22 protein-coding genes are annotated in these 22,544 nt (G+C 65.6%); 8 read left to right on the top strand and 14 right to left on the bottom strand.

Going from position 1 to position 22,544, the window contains the following annotated elements; translation table 11 throughout:
- Positions 1-3: 3 nt before the first annotated feature.
- Positions 4-219, bottom strand: coding sequence for a 30S ribosomal protein S21 (gene rpsU, locus QE444_RS00685; RefSeq protein WP_007159750.1), 216 nt, complete (start codon positions 217-219; stop codon positions 4-6).
- A 205-nt stretch (positions 220-424) separates the two neighbouring features.
- Here rpsU and tsaD point away from each other — a divergent pair, with 205 nt between their 5' ends.
- Positions 425-1,450, top strand: coding sequence for a tRNA (adenosine(37)-N6)-threonylcarbamoyltransferase complex transferase subunit TsaD (gene tsaD / locus QE444_RS00680; RefSeq protein ID WP_282286252.1), 1,026 nt, complete (start codon positions 425-427; stop codon positions 1,448-1,450).
- 45 nt (positions 1,451-1,495) lie between these two features.
- Here tsaD and plsY read toward each other — a convergent pair whose 3' ends face one another.
- Positions 1,496-2,065: a glycerol-3-phosphate 1-O-acyltransferase PlsY gene (plsY, locus tag QE444_RS00675; RefSeq protein ID WP_309737151.1), complete on the bottom strand. Its 570-nt coding sequence runs from the start codon at positions 2,063-2,065 to the stop codon at positions 1,496-1,498.
- Between the two features lie 110 nt (positions 2,066-2,175).
- Between plsY and folB the strand changes: the two genes are divergently transcribed.
- Entirely contained in the window at positions 2,176-2,529 is a 354-nt protein-coding gene (folB, locus tag QE444_RS00670; RefSeq protein ID WP_187980511.1) for a dihydroneopterin aldolase, read from the top strand.
- Positions 2,526-3,059, top strand: a complete 534-nt coding sequence (gene folK / locus QE444_RS00665; RefSeq protein WP_187980510.1) for a 2-amino-4-hydroxy-6-hydroxymethyldihydropteridine diphosphokinase — start codon at positions 2,526-2,528, stop codon at positions 3,057-3,059. Before folB ends, folK begins: the two co-directional genes overlap by 4 nt.
- A 136-nt stretch (positions 3,060-3,195) precedes the next feature.
- Here folK and QE444_RS00660 read toward each other — a convergent pair whose 3' ends face one another.
- The 11 genes from QE444_RS00660 to QE444_RS00610 all read right to left on the bottom strand — a co-directional run bounded on the left by QE444_RS00660 (position 3,196) and on the right by QE444_RS00610 (position 17,318).
- Entirely contained in the window at positions 3,196-4,323 is a 1,128-nt protein-coding gene (locus tag QE444_RS00660; RefSeq protein ID WP_280308385.1) for a multifunctional CCA addition/repair protein, read from the bottom strand.
- A gap of 52 nt (positions 4,324-4,375) precedes the next feature.
- Positions 4,376-5,917, bottom strand: a complete 1,542-nt coding sequence (locus tag QE444_RS00655) for a SpoVR family protein (RefSeq protein WP_133861952.1) — start codon at positions 5,915-5,917, stop codon at positions 4,376-4,378.
- Positions 5,914-7,185, bottom strand: a complete 1,272-nt coding sequence (locus QE444_RS00650; protein ID WP_273862371.1) for a YeaH/YhbH family protein — start codon at positions 7,183-7,185, stop codon at positions 5,914-5,916. Before QE444_RS00650 ends, QE444_RS00655 begins: the two co-directional genes overlap by 4 nt.
- A gap of 76 nt (positions 7,186-7,261) precedes the next feature.
- A complete protein-coding gene (locus tag QE444_RS00645) occupies positions 7,262-9,184 on the bottom strand; it encodes a PrkA family serine protein kinase (protein WP_133861950.1) in 1,923 nt (640 codons plus the stop codon).
- Positions 9,185-9,544: 360 nt separating this feature from the next.
- Entirely contained in the window at positions 9,545-9,874 is a 330-nt protein-coding gene (glpE, locus tag QE444_RS00640) for a thiosulfate sulfurtransferase GlpE (RefSeq protein WP_187980508.1), read from the bottom strand.
- The gene (locus QE444_RS00635) at positions 9,871-10,692 is read right to left on the bottom strand and encodes a symmetrical bis(5'-nucleosyl)-tetraphosphatase (protein WP_280308393.1); all 822 of its coding nucleotides are present in this window, start codon (positions 10,690-10,692) and stop codon (positions 9,871-9,873) included. The genes glpE and QE444_RS00635 overlap by 4 nt, the downstream gene beginning before the upstream one ends.
- Before the next feature lie 8 nt (positions 10,693-10,700).
- A complete protein-coding gene (gene apaG / locus QE444_RS00630; RefSeq protein WP_280308395.1) occupies positions 10,701-11,087 on the bottom strand; it encodes a Co2+/Mg2+ efflux protein ApaG in 387 nt (128 codons plus the stop codon).
- A 34-nt stretch (positions 11,088-11,121) separates the two neighbouring features.
- Entirely contained in the window at positions 11,122-11,913 is a 792-nt protein-coding gene (rsmA, locus tag QE444_RS00625) for a 16S rRNA (adenine(1518)-N(6)/adenine(1519)-N(6))-dimethyltransferase RsmA (protein ID WP_017640354.1), read from the bottom strand.
- Between the two features lie 278 nt (positions 11,914-12,191).
- The gene (gene pdxA / locus QE444_RS00620; RefSeq protein ID WP_309737150.1) at positions 12,192-13,187 is read right to left on the bottom strand and encodes a 4-hydroxythreonine-4-phosphate dehydrogenase PdxA; all 996 of its coding nucleotides are present in this window, start codon (positions 13,185-13,187) and stop codon (positions 12,192-12,194) included.
- Between the two features lie 50 nt (positions 13,188-13,237).
- Positions 13,238-14,533, bottom strand: coding sequence for a peptidylprolyl isomerase (locus QE444_RS00615; RefSeq protein ID WP_187981267.1), 1,296 nt, complete (start codon positions 14,531-14,533; stop codon positions 13,238-13,240).
- Positions 14,514-17,318, bottom strand: a complete 2,805-nt coding sequence (locus tag QE444_RS00610; protein ID WP_187980504.1) for an LPS-assembly protein LptD — start codon at positions 17,316-17,318, stop codon at positions 14,514-14,516. Before QE444_RS00610 ends, QE444_RS00615 begins: the two co-directional genes overlap by 20 nt.
- A gap of 119 nt (positions 17,319-17,437) precedes the next feature.
- On the opposite strand from QE444_RS00610, the gene QE444_RS00605 reads away from it, so the two are divergent.
- From QE444_RS00605 to QE444_RS00595, 3 genes are read left to right on the top strand one after another with little or no spacing between them, the layout of a single operon-like run.
- On the top strand, positions 17,438-18,460 hold the full coding sequence (locus tag QE444_RS00605) for a phosphotransferase (RefSeq protein WP_285389639.1): 1,023 nt from the start codon (positions 17,438-17,440) through the stop codon (positions 18,458-18,460).
- The gene (gene murU / locus QE444_RS00600) at positions 18,457-19,122 is read left to right on the top strand and encodes an N-acetylmuramate alpha-1-phosphate uridylyltransferase MurU (RefSeq protein WP_285389636.1); all 666 of its coding nucleotides are present in this window, start codon (positions 18,457-18,459) and stop codon (positions 19,120-19,122) included. The genes QE444_RS00605 and murU overlap by 4 nt, the downstream gene beginning before the upstream one ends.
- Positions 19,119-19,883: a DnaJ domain-containing protein gene (locus QE444_RS00595; protein ID WP_273862366.1), complete on the top strand. Its 765-nt coding sequence runs from the start codon at positions 19,119-19,121 to the stop codon at positions 19,881-19,883. The genes murU and QE444_RS00595 overlap by 4 nt, the downstream gene beginning before the upstream one ends.
- Here the strand turns inward: QE444_RS00595 and QE444_RS00590 are convergent.
- Positions 19,858-20,868 (bottom strand): DUF3530 family protein, encoded by a 1,011-nt coding sequence (locus QE444_RS00590; RefSeq protein WP_280308411.1) that lies wholly within the window; start codon positions 20,866-20,868, stop codon positions 19,858-19,860. The two genes, QE444_RS00595 and QE444_RS00590, sit on opposite strands and share 26 nt — an antisense overlap.
- Before the next feature lie 137 nt (positions 20,869-21,005).
- On the opposite strand from QE444_RS00590, the gene rpe reads away from it, so the two are divergent.
- A complete protein-coding gene (gene rpe, locus QE444_RS00585; RefSeq protein ID WP_187980500.1) occupies positions 21,006-21,683 on the top strand; it encodes a ribulose-phosphate 3-epimerase in 678 nt (225 codons plus the stop codon).
- Positions 21,680-22,360, top strand: coding sequence for a phosphoglycolate phosphatase (locus QE444_RS00580; RefSeq protein ID WP_187980499.1), 681 nt, complete (start codon positions 21,680-21,682; stop codon positions 22,358-22,360). The genes rpe and QE444_RS00580 overlap by 4 nt, the downstream gene beginning before the upstream one ends.
- The last annotated feature ends 184 nt before the right edge of the window (positions 22,361-22,544 follow it).

Genomic DNA, 22,544 nt, shown 5'->3' with positions numbered 1-22,544 from the left:
AACTCAGTACAGACGCTCGCGACGGCGCTGCTCGCGCTGTACTTTCTTGGCGTGGCGCTTGACCGCGGCGGCAGCTTTACGCTTGCGCTCGGCGGTGGGCTTTTCGTAGAACTCGCGGCTACGAACTTCGGCCAGTACACCGGCCTTCTCGCAGGAACGCTTGAAACGACGCAGCGCTACGTCGAAGGGTTCGTTTTCTTTGACTTTGACGTTGGGCATCCAGGTCGTACCTTCAAATTTACCGAGGTTTAATCCAACGCTAGCGGCAAAAGGGCACGGGAAGCGTCGGTTTTTAAGGGTTGCGGATAGTAACGCTTCAACTGCCCCGCTGCCAACCCCCGGCGGACGAAAAGCGCTGGCCGGTGCTGGAAGCGGCGCTTATCATGCGCAGCCTGACATTCTATACCCTCGAAGGCTTATCTCCATGCGTGTTCTGGGACTGGAAACGTCCTGCGATGAAACCGGCGTCGCCCTCTACGACAGCGAGCGCGGCCTGCTGGCCGATGCGCTGTTCAGCCAGATCGATCTGCATCGCGTCTACGGTGGCGTGGTACCGGAGCTGGCCTCGCGCGATCACGTCAAGCGCATGCTGCCGCTGATCCGCGAAGTGCTGGAAGAAGCGGGCAGCCGTCCCGCCGATGTGGACGCCATCGCCTATACCGCCGGCCCCGGCCTGGTCGGCGCCCTGCTGGTGGGTGCGGCCTGCGCCCAGGCGCTGGCGCTGGCCTGGGGCGTGCCTGCCCTGGGCGTCCACCATATGGAAGGTCATCTGCTGGCGCCCATGCTCGAAGAGCAGCCGCCGCAATTTCCCTTCGTCGCCCTGCTGGTGTCCGGTGGCCATACCCAGCTGGTGCGGGTCGATGGCATCGGCCGCTACAGCGTGCTGGGCGAGTCTCTGGACGATGCTGCCGGCGAGGCCTTCGACAAGACCGCCAAGCTGCTGGGCCTGAGCTATCCCGGTGGACCGGAGATCGCCCGTCTGGCCGAGCGTGGCGTCGTGGGGCGTTTCGTCTTTCCGCGGCCCATGACCGATCGGCCTGGTCTGGACTTCAGCTTCAGCGGCCTCAAGACCTTTACCCTCACCACCTGGCAGCGCTGCCGGGCGGCCGGTGACGACAGCGAGCAGACCCGGTGCGACATCGCCCTGGCCTTCCAGACGGCGGTGGTCGAGACCCTGGCGATCAAGTGCAAGCGCGCGCTGAAGCAGACCGGGCTCAAGTCGCTGGTGATCGCCGGTGGCGTCAGTGCCAACCGGGCGCTGCGGCAGAACCTGGAGCAGATGCTCGGCGAGCTGGGCGGCCAGGTTTTCTATGCGCGGCCGCGCTTCTGCACCGACAACGGCGCCATGATCGCCTACGCCGGTTGCCAGCGCCTGCTGGCCGGCCAGCAGGAAGGTCCGGCCATCGCCGTCAAGGCACGCTGGCCCATGGAGCAGCTGGCGGCGCTCTGAGACGGGCGGAGGGCGTCGCCGGGTAATCCCCGGGCGGCGCCAGGGTCAAAAATGACGCTCGGTGCCCTGGCGCAGGGCGCGCAGATTGTGTCGGTGGCGAATCAGGATGAGCAGGGCGAGCAGCAGCATGGGCGCCAGCAGATCCGCACGTTGCCAGGCGAACAGCGGCAGGATGCCGAGCACGGCGACCAGCGATGCCAGGGAGGCGATCCGCAGGCTGGCGAACACCGCAGCCCAGAGCACCAGCCCCAGCAGGGCCGCCGGCGGATAGAGGCCGACCAGCAGCCCGGCCGCCGTGGCGACGCCCTTGCCACCGCGGAAATGGAAGTACAGCGGATAGAGATGGCCGACCACGGCGGCCAGCCCGATCCAGGCCTGCTGCAGGGGTGACAGTCCCAACTGCTGGGCGATGAGCACGGGAATCAGACTCTTGCTCAGGTCTCCGGCGAGGGTCAGCAGCGCCAGCTTGCGCCCGGCCAGGCGCAGCATGTTGCTGGCACCGGGATTGCCGGAGCCGTCGTGACGCGGGTCGCGGGTGCCGAACAGGCGACTGAGCAGCACGGCGAAGGACAGCGAGCCCAGCAGATAGGCCAGCAGGAGCAGCAGCCAGAACATGGTAGGGTTCCGCGCCAGGAGAAGGCTCGATTCTACCGACAGCCCGCCGCCCGACGATAGGCCGGCGGCGACGATCACACAGAGCACGGCAAAGGTGCGAGGCAAAGGCAGTGGACAAGGTTTTCATCGAGGGACTCGAGGTCGACACCGTGATAGGGGTGTATGACTGGGAGCGTGACATCCGCCAGTGCCTGCGCATCGATCTCACCATGGGCTGGGATATCCGCACGGCGGCGGCGAACGACGAACTCGAACACACCCTGAACTATGCGGCGGTGGCCGAGCGCATCACCGCCTTCGCCCACGAGACCACCTTCGAGCTGGTGGAGACCTTTGCCGAGCGTCTGGCTGCCCTGTTGCAGGCGGAATTCAAGCTGCCCTGGCTGCGCCTGCGCATCACCAAGCCCGGCGCGGTGCCGACCGCCCGCGGCGTGGGCGTGGAGATCGAGCGGGGGCAGGCGTGACCCGGGTCTATCTGGGGCTGGGCAGCAATATCCAGCGCGAGCAGCATCTGGGCATGGCCCTGGACGAGCTCGCGACGCTGCTGACCGCCATGCAGTGCTCGCCGGTGTTCGAGAGCGAAGCGGTGGGTATCCGCAGTGCGCCCTTCTTCAATCTGGTGGTGGCGGGTGACACGGCGCTCGACCCGGCGGCCCTGAGTCAGAGACTCAAGGCCATCGAAACCCGCAGCGGTCGCTATGCGCCGGATCGCCAGGGCCTGCCGCTGGACATTGACATCCTGCTGCATGGCGACCTGGCCGGCGAGTTCGCCGGCCAGACCCTGCCGCGCGCCGAGATCCTGCGCAACGCCTTCGTGCTCTGGCCGCTGGCCCTGCTGGCCGGCGAGCGGCGGCATCCGGACAACGGCCGCCGGCTCGATGAGCTGTGGCAAGAAATGCGCGGCCAGACTACCCAGGTGCTGCGGCCGGTGGCTTTCAGCTGGAAGGGGCTGGAGTTGACGCCCGACGCCTTGCTGAGCGCCGATCGGGTATAGCGCAGCGGTCGTTGGGCTTCGCTGTGCTCAACCCAACCTACGAGGACTGCCGTAGGTTGGGTTGAGACAGCCCCATCGTCGAAGCCCAACGGTGCTCCGTGGTTGGGGTGTTGGGCTTCGCTGTGCTCAACCCAACCTACGAAAGCTGGGCCAGGGCGTCGATGCGGGCCTGTTTGAGCGCCTCGCCCAGAGCCGCGCCCTTGAAGCCCTGGGCGACCAGGGGTTGGACCTCGACTCCACGCAACACCTCGGCCGCTTGACGCAGCAAGGCCAGCGGTGGCTCGCCTTCTTCGGTCCTGACTGCCGCCGCACAGGCACAGGCCTGGAGGAATTCCTCGAAGCGCGCCGGGCGGCGCAGCACATCGAAACCCTGCAGCAGCTCGAACCAGGCCTCCGGCGTCAGCTGCCGGGCCCGCAGGGCCGTGGGCCAATGACGTGCCAGCAGCAATGCCAGCTCGGCGGGATCACGCGGGACCTTGAGGCGGGCGTTGATGGCCGCGTGCTTCTCTTCCGGTACGTCCAGCAACAGGCAGGCCCAGCGTACGCTCAGCGAGGCCTGGACCTCGGCGCTTTGGCGCAGGGTGGCAGAGACCCGGGCGCCCGGCTCGGGCTGCTCGCCAGCGAACCCGGCAGCCACCTCCGGCAACAGCGCAGTCAGGGCGCCGCAATCGTGCAGCACCCGGATGAAGACATCGGGCCGCTCTTCGAGCAGGGCGCGCGAAATTTCCTTCCACAACCGCTCGGCGGTCAGGGCATCCAGCTCGCCGCTGGCGACCATCTCCTGCATCAGCAGCAGCGTTTCGGGCGCCACCTGGAAACCCAGGCTGCAATAGCGGGCGGCGAAACGGGCGACGCGCAGCACGCGCAATGGATCTTCGGCGAAGGCAGGCGAGACGTGACGCAACAGGCGCGCCTGAAGATCCGCGCGCCCGCCATAGGGGTCGATGACCTGGCCATCGTCGTCTTCGGCCATGGCATTGACGGTCAGGTCGCGGCGGATCAGATCCTGTTCCAGGGTGACGTCAGGTGCGGCGTGGAAGGTGAAGCCACCATAGCCGCGCCCGCTCTTGCGTTCGGTGCGGGCGAGGGCGTATTCCTCGCCGGTCCGGGGATGCAGGAACACCGGGAAATCGGCGCCCACGGGACGATAACCCTGGGCGGCGAGGGCTTCGGCAGTGGCGCCCACCACGACCCAGTCGACTTCGGTCACCGGTCGGCCGAGCAGGCGATCGCGCACGGCGCCGCCCACCTTGTAGATTTGCATAGAAAAAGACCTCCTTGCGGAGGTCTAGGATAGCCCGAAAGCCTGACTCGGCTCAGATCGGCGAAGCCAGATCCAGACGCCGGTCATGGTCGCGGCTCTCGTGGCGGGGCGGAACCTGGAAGCTATGGGTGACATCTTCGCCCCTCATGCTTTCCAGGCGGATGTCGAACCCCCAGAGCCGGTGCAGGTGCTTGAGCACCTCGTCCGTGGAGTTGCCCAGCGGCTTGCGGTCATGCTGGAAGTGGCGAAGGGTGAGCGAACGATCGCCACGCCGGTCCACGTTCCAGATCTGCACATTGGGCTCGCGATTGCCCAGGTTGTACTGGGCGGCGAGTTGCTCGCGGATCAGACGATAGCCGCCGTCGTCGTGGATGGCCGCCACCTCCAGTTCGTCGCGCTGGTCGTCATCGAGGATGCTGAACAGCTTGAGGTCGCGGATCACCTTGGGCGAGAGGTACTGCAGGATGAAGCTTTCGTCCTTGAAGCTCTTCATGGCGAAGGTGACGGTTGCCAGCCAGTCGCTGCCGGCGATGTCGGGGAACCAGCGGCGGTCTTCCTCCGTGGGGTCCTCGCAGATGCGCCGGATGTCGCGGAACATGGCGAACCCCAGGGTGTAGGGGTTGATGCCACTGTAGTAGGGACTGTCGAAGCCCGGCTGGTAGATCACCCCGGCGTGGGATTGCAGGAATTCGAACATGAAGCCTTCGGTGACCAGGCCCTCGTCGTAGAGATCGTTGAGCAGGGTGTAGTGCCAGAAGGTGGCCCAGCCTTCGTTCATCACCTGGGTCTGGCGCTGGGGATAGAAGTACTGGGCGATCTTGCGCACGATGCGGATCACCTCGCGCTGCCAGGGCTCCAGCAGCGGCGCGTGCTTTTCCACGAAATAGAGGATGTTTTCCTGGGGTTCGCTGGGGAAGCGCGCCCCTTCGTCATGCGACTCCTTGCCGGCCATCTTGGGAATGGTCCGCCAGAGGTCGTTGACCTGCCGCTGCAACTGCTCTTCGCGCTCCTTCTGCCGCTGGCGTTCTTCGGCGGCGGAGATGGGGTAGGGCCGCTTGTAGCGATCCACCCCGTAGTTCATCAGCGCATGGCAGGAATCCAGCAGTTCTTCCACGGCATCGATGCCATGGCGTTCCTCGCACTGGGTGATGTACTGCTTGGCGAACACCAGGTAGTCGATGATGGAGCTGGCGTCGGTCCAGGTGCGGAACAGGTAGTTGCCCTTGAAGAAGCTGTTGTGACCATAACAGGCATGGGCGATCACCAGCGCCTGCATGGTCATGGTGTTCTCTTCCATGAGGTAGGCGATGCAGGGATCGGAATTGATCACGATCTCGTAGGCCAGGCCCATCTGGCCGCGGCTGTAGTGCTTCTCGGTGTGCAGAAAGTGCTTGCCGTAGGACCAGTGGTTGTAGCCGATGGGCATGCCGACGGAGGCATAGGCATCCATCATCTGCTCGGCGGTGATCACCTCGATCTGGTTGGGGTAGGTGTCCAGCGCATAGCGCTTGGCGATCCGGGCGATCTCCCGGTCGTAGGTCTGGATCAGCTCGAAGGTCCATTCCGAGCCGGTGGAGATGGGCTCACGTTTCATGACACGAGTCTCCGCTGGAACAGTTCGCGGAACACGGGATAGATATCCCCCGCCGAGACGATCTGCTGCTGCGAGAAGGAATCCGGGAAGGCGCCGCGAACGTTCTCGTATTCGTACCACAGCGCCTGGTGCTCGCGCGGGGTGATCTCCACATAGGTGTAGTACTGCATGAACGGCAGGATCTGCTTGGTCAGGATCTCCCGGCAGATGGGCGAGTCGTCATTCCAGTTGTCGCCGTCGGAGGCCTGGGCGGCATAGAGATTCCACTCGTTGACCGGATAGCGCTCGGCCATGACCTCCTGCATCAGCTTGAGGGCGCTGGAGACGATGGTGCCGCCGGTTTCCCGGGAGTAGAAGAATTCCTCCTCATCCACTTCCTTGGCGCTGGTGTGGTGCCGGATGAACACCACCTCAATGCGTTCGTAGTTCCGCTTGAGAAACAGGTAGAGCAGGATGTAGAAGCGCTTGGCGATGTCCTTGGTGGCCTGGGTCATGGAGCCGGAGACGTCCATCAGGCAGAACATCACCGCTTTGGAGCTGGGGCTGGGCTGCTTGGACAGCAGGTTGTACTTGAGGTCGAAGGTGTCGAGGAAAGGCACCTTGTCGATGCGCGCGCGCAGCCGCTCGATCTCGGCCTCCAGCGCCTGGATGTCGCCCAGGTTGTCGGGTTCCTCCACCCGCAGCCGCGCCAGCTCCGCCCTGGCTTCGCGCAGCTTGTTGCGACTGCCGCCGGAGAGGGCGATGCGCCGCGCATGGGAGGCGCGCAGGGTGCGGATGATGTTGATGCGTGCAGGATTGCCCTCGTTGCTGATGCCCGCGCGGACCGTCTTGAAGGTGTCGGTGCCGGTCAGCTGCTTCTTGACCAGATTGGGCAGTTCAAGGTCCTCGAACATGAAGTCGAGGAATTCATCCTGGGTGATCTGGAAGGCGAATTCGTCCATGCCTTCGCCACTGTTGCTGGCCTTGCCCTGGCCCTGACCGCCGCCGCCGCCCTGGGGGCGCGGGATGCGTTCGCCGCTGACGAATTCCTTGTTGCCCGGGTGGACGATGGTTTGGCGGCCGCCCTTGCCCTGATAGAGGGCGGGTTCGTCGATATCGCGGGCAGGAATGCTGATCTGCTCGCCGTGTTCCATGTCGGTGATGGAGCGCCGGCTCACGGCTTCCTCGACCGCCTTCTTGATGTGCTCACGATAACGCCGCAGGAAACGCGTGCGGTTCACCGTGCTTTTGTTCTTGCCGTTTAGACGCCGGTCGATGACATAGCTCATACAGGCCCTCCGGGCTATTGCAGGACACCACGACGACGCGGCTGGCGCGTCGTCGCGGGCTCAGCCTCAGGCTGCCTTACTGCGACTTGCGTACCCGTGAATACCACTCGGACAACAGTCGTACCTGCTTCTCGGTGTACCCGCGCTCTACCATGCGGGTCACGAAGTCGCTGTGCTTCTGCTGGTCTTCCTTGCTGGCCTTGGCATTGAAGCTGATGACCGGCAGGAGCTCCTCGGTGTTGGAGAACATCTTCTTCTCGATCACCGCGCGCAGCTTCTCGTAGGACAGCCAGCTCGGATTCTTGCCGTTATTGTTGGCACGGGCGCGCAACACGAAGTTGACGATTTCGTTGCGGAAATCCTTCGGATTGCTGATGCCGGCCGGTTTCTCGATCTTCTCCAATTCCTCGTTGAGCGAGGCGCGGTTGAGGATCTCGCCGGTTTCCGGATCGCGGTATTCCTGATCCTGGATCCAGAAATCCGCGTAGAGCACGTAGCGGTCGAAGATGTTCTGGCCGTATTCGCTGTAGGACTCGAGGTAGGCGGTCTGGATCTCCTTGCCGATGAATTCCACGTAGCGCGGCGCCAGGTATTCCTTGATGAATCTCATGTAGCGCTCGCGGGTCTCGGCCGGGAACTGCTCGGCTTCGATCTGCTGCTCCAGCACATAAAGCAGGTGCACCGGGTTGGCCGCGATCTCGTTGGCGTCGAAGTTGAACACCCGCGAGAGGATCTTGAAGGCGAAGCGCGTGGAGAGCCCGTTCATGCCCTCGTCGACACCGGCGCTGTCGCGGTATTCCTGGATCGACTTGGCCTTGGGATCGGTGTCCTTGAGGTTTTCGCCGTCGTAGACGCGCATCTTCGAATAGATGTTGGAATTTTCCGGTTCCTTGAGGCGCGAGAGCACCGAGAACTGGGCCAGCATCTTCAGGGTGTCCGGCGCGCAATGGGCGTTGGCCAGGGAGCTGTTGACCAGCAGCTTGTCGTAGATGTGGATCTCGTCGGAGACGCGCAGGCAGTAAGGCACCTTGACGATGTAGATCCGGTCGATGAAGGCCTCGTTGTTCTTGTTGTTGCGGAAGGTGTGCCACTCGGATTCGTTGGAGTGGGCCAGGATGATGCCGCTGTAGGGCAGCGCGCCGAGGCCCTCGGTGCTGTTGTAGTTGCCTTCCTGGGTCGCGGTCAGCAGGGGGTGCAGGACCTTGATCGGGGCCTTGAACATCTCCACGAATTCCATCAGGCCCTGGTTGGCGCGGCACAGGGCGCCGGAGTAGCTGTAGGCATCCGCATCGTTCTGCGGGTATTCTTCCAGCTTGCGAATGTCCACCTTGCCCACCAGGGCGGAGATGTCCTGGTTGTTCTCGTCGCCCGGCTCGGTCTTGGCGATGGCGATCTGATTGAGGATGGAGGGGTAGAGCTTGACCACCCGGAACTTGCTGATGTCGCCGCCGAATTCCTGCAGCCGCTTGGCGGCCCAGGGCGACATGATGCTGCGCAGGTAGTGGCGGGGAATGCCGTAGTCCTCTTCGAGGATCTGGCCGTCCTCGTCGGGATTGAACAGCCCCAGGGGCGATTCGAACACCGGCGAGCCCTTGATGGCGTAGAAGGGGACCTTCTCGATCAGGTGCTTGAGTTTTTCCGCGAGGGACGATTTACCGCCACCTACCGGGCCGAGCAGATAGAGGATCTGCTTCTTCTCTTCCAGGCCCTGCGCCGCATGGCGGAAATAGGACACGATCTGCTCGATGCAGTCTTCCATGCCATGGAAGTCGGCAAAGGCAGGGTAGCGGCGGATGACCTTGTTGGAAAAGATGCGGGACAGGCGTGAGTCGCTGGTGGTGTCCACCAGTTCGGGTTCGCCGATGGCCATGAGCATGCGCTCGGCGGCACTGGCAAAGGCGGTACGATCCTTCTTGCAGATCTCAAGGTATTCCTGAAGGGAATACTCTTCCTGGCGAGTCGCTTCAAAACGCCCCTGGAAGTGACTGAAAATGCTCATGACGTCTCCTCGCTGGATACCCTGGACCAGCTTGGAATCGATGCCTGGAGCCTTGCCTTGCTGCCGGTGGGGAGCGGTCATGCCGGGCGACGAAAGATAACGTCCCTAATACCTTCGTTGTCGTCTTGCCTAATCGATCCGCCTGCAGAAGTAGGGTTGGGTTTCGAGAGACGCACGAAGGAGACCGATGGAGACGGTCCCCCTGGAATTCCCCCGAATCTCCAGTGGTTACACCGATGGTCCAAAGCCGGTTATCGAACCCGCCGTTTCCGGAGGGCCTGATTCCAGAATAGTCCTATCTGCGAGATGTGGAAGAGCCAATTCGGTTTATTCTTGTAACCACAGCGTCAAGCCATTGTGTTAAAGGGCCTCGCCACTTTCGGTCTGTTCGGGATAGCGGGTACGCCAGTTTTCGAAGCCGCCGTCGACACTGTAGACCTGGCTGAAGCCCTGGCCGGCCAGAAAGGCCGCCGCGCTCTGACTGGAGTGGCCGTGGTAGCAGAACACCAGCAGCGGCGCGTCGAGATCGGCGGCCGCGATGAAGTCGTGGATGTTCTGGTTGTCGAGACGCTGGGCGCCGGCGACGTGCAGGGTGGCATAGCTGTGCGGGTCACGGATGTCGACGATCCGCGCGCCCTCGCTGCGCAGTTCCAGCGCCCGTTCCGGGGAGATACAGGTGAATTCGCTCATTTCTTCTCCTTGCAACTGCAGAGATGACGGCGGTTGCCGTCGACGTCGAGCAGGGTCATGTCGCCGCCCCAGACACAGCCGCTGTCGAGCGCCTCGACATTGGGCGCCGCGCAGCGACCCTTGAGCGCGGCCCAGTGGCCGAACAGGATGCGCACGTCCCGGGTCAGCCGGTGATCGTGGCTGAACCAGGGGGCGAAACCGGCCGGCGCGCTGTCCAGGCCTTCCTTGCTCTTGAATTCCAGGCGACCTTCCGGACTGCAGAATCTCATCCGCGTCAGGTAGTTGGTGATCAGGCGCAGGCGCTCCTGGCCCTGCAGCTCATCTTGCCAGAGCGCCGGCTCGTTGCCATACATCTGCTCGAGAAAGGGCACATGGGCCTGGTCATCGCGCAATACGGCTTCCACTTCGCCGGCCAGGCTCAGGGCCTGGGCCAGCGTCCATTGCGGCGGCAGACCGGCGTGGACCAGCACGCAGTTGCGCCCGGCATCGTGCTGCATCAGCGGCAGGTGGCGCAGCCAATGCAGCAACTCGTCGCGGTCGGGGGCGGCGAGGATGTCGCTCAGGGTGTCCTGCTTCTTCAGCCTGGCGCCGCCAAGGGCCACCGCCAGCAGGTGCAGGTCGTGATTGCCCAGGACGCTGACCAGCGAATCGCGCATCCCGTACAGGTATCTCAGGGTTTCCAGAGATTGAGTTCCGCGATTGACCAGATCACCCACCAGCCAGAGACGGTCCTGCGCGGGATCGAAGCGGACCTCGTCGAGGAGGCATTTGAGCGGGTCGAGGCAACCTTGCAGGTCGCCAACGGCGTACAGCGTCATCGGGACTCCTAGTGCAGCGAGCCGGGTACGGCCAGGCGGAAGGTGGGGATGGTGGCCTCGAAGGTATGGCCATCGCTGGCGACCATCTGGTAGCTGCCCCTCATGCTGCCCACCTGGGTCGGCATCAGGGTGCCGCTGGAATAGCTGTGGGTTTCGCCCGGCGCGATCAGCGGCTGCTCGCCCACCACGCCCGGGCCGCGCACTTCCTGCGCCTCGCCATTGCCGTCGGTGATGATCCAGTGGCGGCTGAGCAGCTGCGCCGGCAGCTGGCCGTCATTGCGGATGCTCACGTCGTAGGCGAAGGCGTAGCGCTCCTGGCTGGCGCTGGATTGTTCGGGCAGGTAGCGGGTGGTGACCTGCACGGTGATGAGGTAGCGCGGATCGGGCTCGGTCACAAGAGGATTCTCGGCAGATACGGATGGAGGGGCTTCAGCTGGACGCCAGCTGGTTGGCCAGGCGTACATAAGCGGCCAGGTCCAGCTGTTCGGGGCGCAGCCCCGGGTCGACATCAGCGGCTTCGATGGCGGCGCTGTCCAGGGTGCCCTTGAGGGTGTTCCTGAGGGTCTTGCGCCGCTGGCCGAAGGCCTCGCGGACGACGCGCTCCAGAAGGACCGGATCGCGCGCCACGTGGGGGCGCTCGGTGTGGGGCACCAGGCGCACGATGGCCGAATCCACCTTGGGCGGCGGATTGAAGGCACCCGGACCGACGTTGAACAGGTGTTCCACACGGCAGTGGTACTGCACCATGATCGACAGCCGACCCCAGTCGCCGTTGCCGGGCACCGCGGCCAGCCGTTCCACCACTTCTTTCTGCAGCATGAAGTGCATGTCGGCGATGATGTCGGCGAAGCTGAGCAGGTGGAAGATCAGCGGTGTGGAGATGTTGTAGGGCAGGTTGCCCACCACCCGCAGCCGATCGCCGGCGGCGATGCTGGAGAGGTCGTACTTCATGGCGTCACCCTGGTGCAGGGTGAACAGCGGATTGAGGCCGAACTTGAGTCGGAGCAGGGGAATCAGGTCCTGGTCCAGCTCGATGACGTCGAGCCGGGCGCCACTGCCGAGCAGGCCTTCGGTGAGGGCGCCCTGGCCCGGGCCGATTTCCAGCAGGCGTTCGCCGGGTCGACCGTGGATGGCGCGCAGGATGCGATGGATCACTCCGGCGTCGTGCAGGAAGTTCTGGCCGAACCTCTTGCGGGCGCGGTGTTGGTAGAGCTCGGTCATCAGGTGCTCCGGCGCAGGCAGCGGGCCTGCGATTTCAAGACGGCAAAGACCCACCAGTTTAGCAGACCCTTGACCGTCACCGGAGCGCTCAGAGCCTGTTCATAACCTGCTGCGCGTCGGCCAAACTGCGTTGAAAAGACCCTGGAAGGCCAGCTCCGTCGGAGATGCTCTTTTACCCTTCGTAAACTCGCCCGCGAGTCCGATCCGCTTCCTCAGGGCTTTTTGCGGGGCCGCCCAGGCCTTGTTTGTCTCTAACTCGCGAGGTTATGAACAGCCTCTTAAGTCACCGAACGGTGATGCGCCGCCATGCTGTAGGCGGTCTCCAGGGCGACCTTCAGACTGCCGGTATCGATGCGTCCGCTGCCGGCCAGGTCGAGGGCGGTGCCATGGTCGACCGAGGTGCGGATGATCGGCAGGCCCAGGGTCACGTTGACCGCGGCGCCGAAACCCTTGTGCTTGAGCACCGGCAGGCCCTGGTCGTGATACATGGCCAGGACCGCATCGCAGTGCTCGAGGTGCTTGGGCGTGAAGAGGGTGTCGGCGGGCAGCGGCCCGATGAGGTCGAGGCCTTCGGCGCGCAGGCTGTCCAGCGCCGGCTCGATGATCTCGATCTCCTCACGGCCCAGGTGACCGCCTTCGCCGGCATGGGGATTGAGACCGCAGACCAGGATGCGCGGCCGCGCCACACCGAAATAGCGCTGCAGATCGCCATGCAGGATGCGGGTCACGTCCAGCAGTGTCTGGCGATCGATGGCATCGGCCACCTCGCGCAGTGGCAGATGGGTGGTGACCAGGGCCACTCTCAGGCCGGCCGTTGCCAGCAGCATCACCACCTGGGGGGTTTGGGTCAGCTCGGCGAGAAATTCGGTGTGGCCGGAAAAGGCCACGCCGCCGTCGTTGATCACGCCCTTGTGCACCGGCGCGGTGATCATCCCGGCAAAGGTGCCGTCGAGACAGCCCTGGCCGGCGCGGGTCAGGGTGTCCAGGACATAGGCGGCATTGGCGGTATCGAGCTGGCCGGTCACCACCGGGGCACCCAGCGGGGTATCCCAGACATAGAGCGCACCGGCGGGTGCCGGGCGGTCAGGCCAGGCCGTGGGAGCGACCTCGATGAGCTCGATGGCGAGTCCCAGCTCGATCGCGCGAGCGGCCAGGAGGTCGCGGCTGGCGATGGCGATCAGGGCGTGGGGCTGGGCCACGCGGGCCAGCAGCAGGCAGAGGTCGGGACCGATACCGGCGGGCTCACCGGGGGTCAGGGCGAAGCGCAGGGCCATGGCGGGCTCCGGAAACAAGAAGGCCGCAGGGAGTGCCTGCGGCCTTGGGGTTACTGCTTGATCTCGACGTAGGCTTCGTCGCGGATCTGGCGCAACCAAGTCTGCAGTTCCTGGTCGTACTTGCGGCTACGCAGGAGATTCAACGCCTGTTGCTCGCGCGCCTGCTGGGTGTTGTCGGTGGCCCGACGGCCCAGGACTTCCAGAATGTGCCAGCCGAAGGCGGTGCGGAACGGCTGCGAGAGCTGGTTGACCGGCGAGTTGTTCATCACCTCGCGGAATTCCGGGACCAGGGATTCCGGATTGATCCAGCCCAGGTCGCCGCCATTGAGCGCCGAGCCCGGATCTTCCGAGAAGCTCTTGGCCAGGGTGGCGAAGCTCTCGCCGTTCTGGATGCGCTCGCGCAGGCGCGCCGCCAGGCGCTGGGTCTCGGCATCGCTGCGCACGGCATTGGGCTTGAGCAGGATGTGCCGGACGTGCACCTCGTCGACGATGCTGGCCTCGCCTCCGCGCTTCTCTTCCACCTTGAGGATCACGAAGCCGCCGGGCACGCGCACCGGCTGGGTGATGCCGCCGACGCCGACACTGCCGATCAGGCGATCGAAGGGCGGGGGCAACTGGGCGGCCTTGCGCCAGCCGATCTCGCCGCCGTCGAGGGCGTTGTCACCGGCCGAGCGGGCGATGGCCAGCTGGTTGAAGTCGGCGCCCTGACGCAGCTGGTTGTAGGTGTCCTGGGCCTGGCGCGCGGCGGCGTCGAGACCGGCGGTGCCGGCGTTGTCCGCTGCCGGGATCAGGATGTTGGCCAGGCGATACTCTTCGGACAGCTGCAGCTTGCCCAGGTCCGAGGCGAGGAAGTTCTGCACCTCCTGCTGGGTGACCTGCACGCGCTGACCGACCTGACGCTGACGCACCCGGCTGATCATCATCTCGCGGCGGACCTGCTCGCGGGCGGCGTCGTAGGAGAGACCGTCGCGGGCCAGGGCCTTGCGGAAGTCGGCCACGCTCAGGCCATTGCGCTGGGCGATGGTGGCCACGGCCTGGTTGAGCTCCTCGTCGGAGATCTTGACGCCCATGCGCCCGGCCAGCTGCATCTGGATGTCTTCCAGGATCAGCCGTTCGAGCACCTGCTGACGCAGCTCGCTTTCCGGCGGCGCCGCGGCGCCGCGGCGGGTGATGTTCTGCTTGACCTCGTTGAGTCGCTGATCGAGCTGGCTCTGCATGACCACGTCGTTGTCGACGATGGCCACGACCTTGTCCAGCGGAACCACGGCAGCCTGAGCCAGAGGGGAGAGAGCGAGCGCCGCGCCCAGGGCGAGCGGGCGCAGGGCGTTACATAGCTTGGTCTTCACGTTCACGATAGCCTTGAATGCCTCTGTCCAGGAAGCCTTCGGTCTTGCCGCCGAAGACGTTGCCAAGTCCCTTGAGCACGATCTGCAGGAAGATCCCGCGATCGGCTTCGGAACTCTGGGCGGTGTAGAAGACGTCGTCTTCGCTCTTGAGCCAGTAGCGGCTGATCAGGCGCAGCTTCCAGCAGCAGTTGTCGTATTCGAAGCCACCGAAGGCTTCGAGGGTACGGCTCTTGTTGTAGTCGAACTGCCAGCGGGCAATCGCGGACCACTGGGGCACGATCGGCCAGATGAAGGAGATGTCGTGCTGGTCGACCTTGTAGTCGTCGCTGTTGTAGGTGAAGCGGCCGAAGTTCGGATCGAACACCCGGACGTTGTCACGATAGCGATAGCCAACGTTGAGGATCTTGCCCGGCTCGGCTTCCGGCTGGTAGTGGAACATGACGCTGCCGGAGTCCGTCTGGTGCAGGGTCGGATCCCAGTTGAATTCGCCATTCACGCGCCAGTCGCGATTGAAGCGATACATGCCGGCCAGGGCATAGGGCGAGCGCGAGGTGGTGGCCTGGGGATTGTCGATGTTCTGCCCCAGGCTGCGGGCGTAGGCCAGGTCGTCCTTGGTCAGGCCGGGCAGCTGCACTTCGCGGTCGCGGAAGTAGAACAGCTGACCGAAGCTCACGTTGGCGCGCTCGAAGCCGTTGGGCTCGATGAAGCGGCTGGTGGCACCCAGGGCCAGCTGGTTGGCGTCGCCGATGCGGTCGCGACCGGTGAAGCGGTTGTCGCGCCACAGCGAGCTGTAGCTGAAGGTGTATTCGCCGGTATCGAACACCGGCAGATCGTCCTGGTCGCGGTTGGGTACGTAGAGGTACTTGGCGCGGGGTTCCAGGGTCTGCTTGCCGCCTTCGCCGAACAGATTCGAGGTGCGGTCGAAATAGAGGCCGCTGTCGAGGCTGAAGATCGGCACCGAGCGGGTCGGGCTGTCGTTGAAGCTGGTCACGCTGGAACCGGCCGCGGCACGACGGCTACCGCCAACCAGCGGCGAGTTCAGGTCGTTCTGGCCGGTGCTGTCCAGATCCAGGTCGTAGCGGGTATAGGCATAGCGCAGCGACGGCGTCAGGAAGCCCCAGGACGCGGTCATCGGGCGGGCAATGCCCGGCTCGACGTGGTAGCGATTGCCTTCGGCGCGGGTCAGGCCGAACAGGTTGACGTCCGGGCGGTTGCGCACGTTGGTGCGGTTGCCGTTGTCGTCCAGGTCGAAGTAGGTGTTGTCGTCGAAGCTGCGGGTGAAGCGCACCGCCTCGGTGTCGTAGGTGAAGTCCAGACCGCCCGGGTTGTAGGGCAGGGCGCCGCTCAGGGTCAGCTGCGGCAGGCGGTTATAGGGCGTCACGTCGGAGACGGTAGCCAGCTGGTAGGCCTGGGCGTTGAGGCCGGCGACGAAGGTGTCGCCGCGGTAGGTCAGGCGACCCTGCTGGTTGACGTAGGTCGGCTTGTTGATGCCGAGGTCGGTGTCCAGATCCTGGAAGTAGTAGGGATCGCTGATGCGGGTGTAGTCCACCTCGGCCATCAGGCGCGAATCCAGGCCACTGCGATTCTTCCAGCCGTACAGCCAGCGGTTGTCGGTGGCTTCCGGTTCGCCCTCGTGCTCCGGGTCGGTGTCCTTGAGGTAGGAGCCGTAGACCTCGCCTTCGCTGCTGCGGGTCAGGTAGCGGAAGTCGCCCTCGGTCTGCAGGCCGTGCTTGGCCATGTAGCGCGGATAGAGGGTGGCGTCATAGTTGGGCGCCAGGTTGAAGTAGTAAGGCGTGGTGATCGCGAAGCCGGTGTCGCTGGAAGTGCTGATCGAGGGCGCCAGGAAACCGGACTGCCGACGGTCGTCGATCGGGAAGTAGATGAAGGGCGTATAGAGGACCGGAATGTCCTTGACTCGCAGCGTGGCGTTAGTCGCGTAGCCGAGGCCGGTGGCCGGATTCAGGGTGACGGTGTTGCCCTTGACCTGCCAGGCGTTGCTGCCCGGTTCGCAGGTGGTGTAGGTGCCATCCTTGAGGCGGATGATGGCGTCGTCGCCACGCTTGGCGTAGAGCGCGCTGCCACGGGCGCGGCTCTGGTGCATGACGAATTCGGCGTTGTCGACCTGGACCTGGCCGTTGTCCAGCTGCATGTCGGCCTTGTCGCCGACCATCAGCAGGCCGTTGTCGCGGAATTTGACGTTGCCCTTGAGCTCGCCGCGATTCTCCAGCTGGTGCAGGTTGGCTTCCTGGGATTCCACCTGCATGCCGCCCTGGCGCAGCACCACGTCACCGGCCAGGGTGGCGACCTGCTGTTCCTGCTCGTAGCGCGAGGCCTTGGCGGAGATATAGGTCGGGGCCTTGGCGGTCGGGGTGTCGTCGTACATGCCCGGACGCTGCGGCTCGACATAGGCACCGCTGCAGTAGGGACCGGTCTCGGCCAACTGGGCCGGGGTCAGCTGATCGCGCGGGACCCAGTCCAGGTGGCTGTAGTCGGCGCTGCGGGACTTGAGGGCGCGGCCCTTGCTCTCGGTGACCAGCACGGCAGCATCGCCCTTGCGCGCGGCGGGCTCCGCCGCGACGCCCTGGGTCTCGCCCTTGCTAGGGCGGGGCGGAATGGCCGCGGTGGGTGCCTGGGTGTTGCACGACCAGCCGCCGCCGGCTCCGGCGTTACAGCTGAACTGCTCGGCGGGGGCGGCGATAAGGGCGGTGACGGGCTGCATGGCGAGCAGGCTGCCGGTTACCAAGAGGGGAAATTTTCTGCGAAACGCGGGGGTTTTCACGGCCATCCTTAAAGTCGTCCTGCACGCCGGCCATTAAGGGGCCGCGGCCTCTCGATGGGCTCAAAAAGATAGCGGATAATAAAACATGACCTGCACATCGGCTAGGGCCGAGGGATCCGCTGTAAATGACTGAAGATGTTCGCTTAAACCAGATAGAAGACTGGCTGACCACCGTTCTACCGGAAATTTTCCGGGAACAGGCCTGGGGCGAGGTGCCCAAGGGTAGCCTGACCGCGGCCAGCAGTGATGCCAGTTTTCGCCGTTATTTCCGCTGGGCGGGCGAGGGCCGCAGCCTGATCGTGATGGATGCGCCGCCGCCGCAGGAGGACTGCCGTCCGTTCGTCCAGGTGGCCGCGCTGCTGGCCGAGGCCGAGGTCCATGTACCGCGCATCCTGGCTCAGGATCTGGAGCGGGGATTCCTGCTGCTGAGCGATCTCGGCACCCTGACCTATCTGGAGGTGATCAATGCGGCCAATGCCGACGATTATTTCCAGGCGGCCATCGATGCCCTGCTGGCTTTCCAGGGCAAGCAGCCGACGAACGGCAGCCTGCCGCTCTACGACAGGGCTCTGCTCGCCCGCGAGTTGAGTCTGTTTCCAGAGTGGTACGTGGGTCGCGAACTGGACATGACCTTCAGCGCGAGTCAGCTCGAACGCTGGCAGGCCGTCTGCGACCGATTGATCGACAGCGCCCTGGCGCAACCCCAGGTGCTGGTCCACCGGGACTTCATGCCGCGCAACCTGATGCTGAGCACGCCCAATCCGGGCGTGCTGGACTTCCAGGATGCGGTCATCGGGCCGGTGACCTATGACATCACCAGCCTGTTCAAGGATGCCTTCCTCAGCTGGCCCGAGCCGCTGGTGCAGCGCTGGCTGCTAGGCTACTGGGAGCAGGCGCGTGCCGTCGGCATCCCGGTGCAGCCCGACTTCGCCGACTTCCAGCGCGCCTCGGATCTGATGGGCGTGCAGCGCCATCTCAAGGTGATGGGCATCTTCGCCCGCATCTGGCATCGCGACGGCAAGCCGCGCTACGTCGCCGACACCCCGCGCTTTCTCGCCTACATCCGTACCGTGGTGGCGCGGCGACAGGAGCTGGCCGATCTCGGCGCCTTGCTCGACGAGCTGCACGCCGCGCGGGTCGACGCATGAAGGCCATGATCCTGGCGGCGGGCAAGGGCGAGCGGATGCGACCGTTGACGCTGAGCCTGCCCAAGCCGCTGATCGAGGTGAACGGCCGGCCGCTGATCGAGCATCACATCCGGGCACTGGCCGCGGCAGGCATTTCCGAGCTGGTGATCAATCACGCCTGGCTGGGCGCCCAGCTGGAAGCCGCCCTGGGCGATGGCAGCCAACTAGGGGTCACCATCCGCTTCTCTGCCGAGGGTGAGCCGCTGGAGACCGGGGGCGGCATCTTCCGCGCGCTGCCGCTGCTGGGCAGTGCGCCCTTCGTGCTGGTCAACGGCGATATCCGCACCGATTTCGCCTTCGGCACCCTGGCCTTGCCAGCCGGTCGCCTGGCGCACCTGGTGCTGGTCGACAACCCGCCGCATCACCCGGCCGGCGACTTCGGTCTGGTGGACGGGGGGATCACCCTGGATGCCCCGGAAAAGCTCACCTACAGCGGCATCGCCGTGCTGCATCCGCAGCTGTTCGCCGAGCGCACGGCCGGGGCCTTCAAGCTGGTGGACGTGTTGCGACCCGCCATTGCCGCCGGACAGGTCTCGGGCCAGCGGCTGGACGGTCGCTGGGTGGACGTGGGCACCCTGGAGCGGCTGGCGGAAGCGGAGCGGCTGTTCGGGACGGCTTCTTGAAGGTCTGGTTCTGGCCGCTGACGGTGCTGGGCTTCCTGGCCGGCTGGGCCGTGGCCAGCATTCCCGGCGCCCTGCTGGTGGCGCTGCTCGCCCATGCCGGCGAACGCCAGCTGGGGCTGACTTCCCTGGCGGGCTGGAAGGCACGCTGGCAGGGGCGCCCCGGGCGCTTCGAACATCAGGCGCAATTCCAGATGCTCGGTCGTCTGGCCAAGCGCGGCGGTCGGGTGCTGACGGCCCACATCCGCCAGGCCGAAGGCGAGATCGAGCGTCTGGGGCTCGGCGCCGACGACCGCAAGAAGGCCATCGCCGCCTTCGAGCAGGGCAAGGGCGGCACCCTGCCGTCGACGGCCGACCTGCAGCGTCTCAGCGAGCGCAGCGAGGGCATCCTGCGCGCCTGCTGGCGCATGGTCTGGATCAGCGGCAGCGTGCGCCCTGGGGACCGCGACGAGATCCTCGGTTGGGGGCAGGCGATGGGTCTGGCCGAAGCCCAGGTGCTGGCCCTGCAGCCACCGGTGCAGGCGGCGCCGCGCCAGCCCGGCAGCGAGGAGAGGTATCGCAAGGCGCTGCAATTGCTCGGCGTTACCGATGACGCCGACGCCGCCACGGTCAAGCAGGCCTATCGGCGGCTGCTCTCCCGCCACCACCCCGACAAGAAGGCCGGTGCCGGAGCGGGCCAGTCGGCGGTCTATGCCGCTGCCCAGCGCACCGCCGAGCTGCATGCCGCCTATCAGCTGATCAAGAGGCGGCGGGGCTTCCGCTAGCGGCCGGTGGCAGGCGATCCAGCCAGGCGCGCAGCCGGCGAACGGTCTGCTCCTGCTCCGCGGCGCGGTCGCCGGGAATCACCGGCAGGTCGATCTGCCGATAGCCCTTGTTGGCCTTTTGCGCCGCGCGCTCCTTGCGCCGTTGGGCGGCCGGTCCGGGTGCATGTACCAGGTCGGCGATCTGCAGATCGGTCTTGCCCATGGTGGCGTCCAGCCGCGGCGGCAGCCCCTGGGGCTCACGACCATCGATGAGCACCAGTTGCTTGACCTCGGCCGGTTCCTTTTCCGCCAGATAGCGCGCGGCCCAATAGGCGCCGGTGCCGTGGCCGACCAGTACGATGGGGTTGGCGCCCTGTTGCAGTGCCAGGTCGATGCCAGCGGCTATGCGGGCCAGCACCCGGGTGGCCTGGGCATTGGCCGCGGCTTCGGGATCGACCGGCGCGACCGCCGCCTGGGCCGGTTCGCCGCTGCCGGCTTCGGCCTGGGTCGGGGCGGCGGGCGCCGTGCCGCTGCCACCGGTCACCGGCGGTGCCGTCTGCTCGCTGTTGACCTGGGCGTCGGTGTCCGCCGGGGCGGTATCGCGTTCGATCGCCACCACCGGGTCATAGGGGTCGGGCAGGCTCAGGCTGATGGTCTGCCAACCGTAAGTGGGTAGCTCCTGGCGTACGGGGGCTATCACATTGGGCCAGTCGGCCGATTCGCCGTCGCCCGGCACCAGCACTACCGTCCCGCTGGCCTTGGCCCGGGCGGCGGGCACCAGCAGGGCAAGAAAGGACTCGTCGCCGGCCTGCAGGGTCTTCTGCTGCTCGGCGGGCAGCTGCCGCATCAGCGCCTGCTGCTGCTCCTGACTTCGCGTCAATGCTGGCGCCAGGGCTGTGGGAGCCGCAGGCGGTTCCGGCGCCGGGGTGGGCGCTTCTTCGGCACGCACCGGGGCGGCGAGGCCAAGCAGAAGGAGGCAGAGCGGCAGCAGGGCGGGCGACGACATCGACGGGAATCCTCGACAGGGGCACGGTTGACCCTGGCGAGCGTACCGCCGTTCGCCCCGTCGGGGCAGCGGGAACGCCCGAGCCGCACACGGATCTCCGTTACAATGCCGTCCTCAACCTTCGCCGAGGCTATCCCATGCAACCCTTCGCCATCGCCCCCTCGATCCTGTCCGCCGATTTCGCCCGCCTGGGCGAGGAAGTCGACAAGGTCCTCGCCGCCGGTGCCGACATGGTCCATTTCGACGTGATGGACAACCACTATGTGCCCAACCTCACCATCGGCCCGATGGTCTGCAAGGCGTTGCGCAACTACGGGGTCACCGCGCCCATCGACGTGCACCTGATGGTCAAGCCGGTGGATCGCATCATCGGCGACTTCATCGAGGCCGGCGCCACCGACATCACCTTCCATCCCGAGGCCTCCGAGCACATCGATCGCTCGCTGCAGCTGATTAAGGATGGCGGCTGCCGGGCCGGCCTGGTGTTCAATCCGGCCACCTCGCTGGACGTGCTCAAGTACGTGATGGACAAGATCGACATGGTGCTGCTGATGAGCGTCAACCCCGGCTTTGGCGGCCAGAAATTCATTCCCGGCACCCTGGACAAGTTGCGCGAGGCGCGCGCCCTGATCGATGCCTCCGGCCGGCCGATCCGGCTCGAGATCGATGGCGGGGTCAACGTCAAGAATATCGGCGAGATCGCGCGCGCGGGTGCCGACACCTTCGTCGCCGGCTCGGCCATCTTCGGCCAGGCGGACTACGCCGCGGTGATCCAGGCGATGCGCGCCGAGCTGGCCAAGGCCCGCTCGGTATGAGCGCCCTGGTGCGGCTCGGTGGCGGGCATCCGCCGGCCCTGGTGATGTTCGACCTCGACGGCACCCTGCTGGATTCGGCACCGGACCTGGCCGCCGCGGTGGACGCCATGCTCGAACGCCTGGACCGCGCGCCGGCGGGGCTGGACAAGGTGCGGCTGTGGATCGGCAACGGCGCCCGGGTGCTGGTGCGTCGCGCCCTGGCCGATGACATGCAGCACGACGCCGTGGACGCTGCCGCCGCCGACGAGGCCCTGGCGCTGTTCATGGAGCTCTATGGCGGCAGCCACGCCCTGACCCGCGTCTATCCGGGGGTGCTGGACAGCCTGGCGCTGCTGCGCACCCTGGGCGTGCGCCTGGCGGTGATCACCAACAAGCCGGAGCGCTTCGTCGCGCCGCTCCTGGCCGACATGGGCCTGGGTGACTTCGACTGGATCGTCGGCGGCGATACCCTGCCGCAGCAGAAGCCGGACCCGGCCGGCTTGCTGTGGGTCATGCAGCAGGCCGGCGTGGTGGCCGGCCAGGCCCTGTTCATCGGCGATTCGCGCAACGACATCCGCGCCGCCCGTGCCGCGGGGGTGCGCTGCGTGGCCCTGAGCTATGGCTACAACCATGGCGAGTCCATCGCCCTGGAGCAGCCGGATCTGGTCGTCGACGATCTGCGCGAGCTGTTCATCTAGCACGCCGAGGTGGCCGGCCGGTTGCCATGCTGCGCCGGCTAGGCTAACGTGGCCCTTCAACCCCCCGCCTCAAGAGCAAGAGATCGCATCGTGGTGGTCACCCGCACAGGCTTTTCGCGAGCATGGATGAAAGTCATCAAGGCCCTGGCCCGTTGGCGCTGGCGCGCCTGATTTCGTCCTGGCC

The organism is Pseudomonas sp. SORGH_AS_0199 (genome assembly GCF_031453735.1).
Classification (GTDB): Bacteria; Pseudomonadota; Gammaproteobacteria; order Pseudomonadales; family Pseudomonadaceae; genus Chryseomonas; species Chryseomonas aestiva.
Note: the sequence above shows the minus strand (reverse complement) of the source record. Positions and strands in the feature narration are given on the sequence as shown.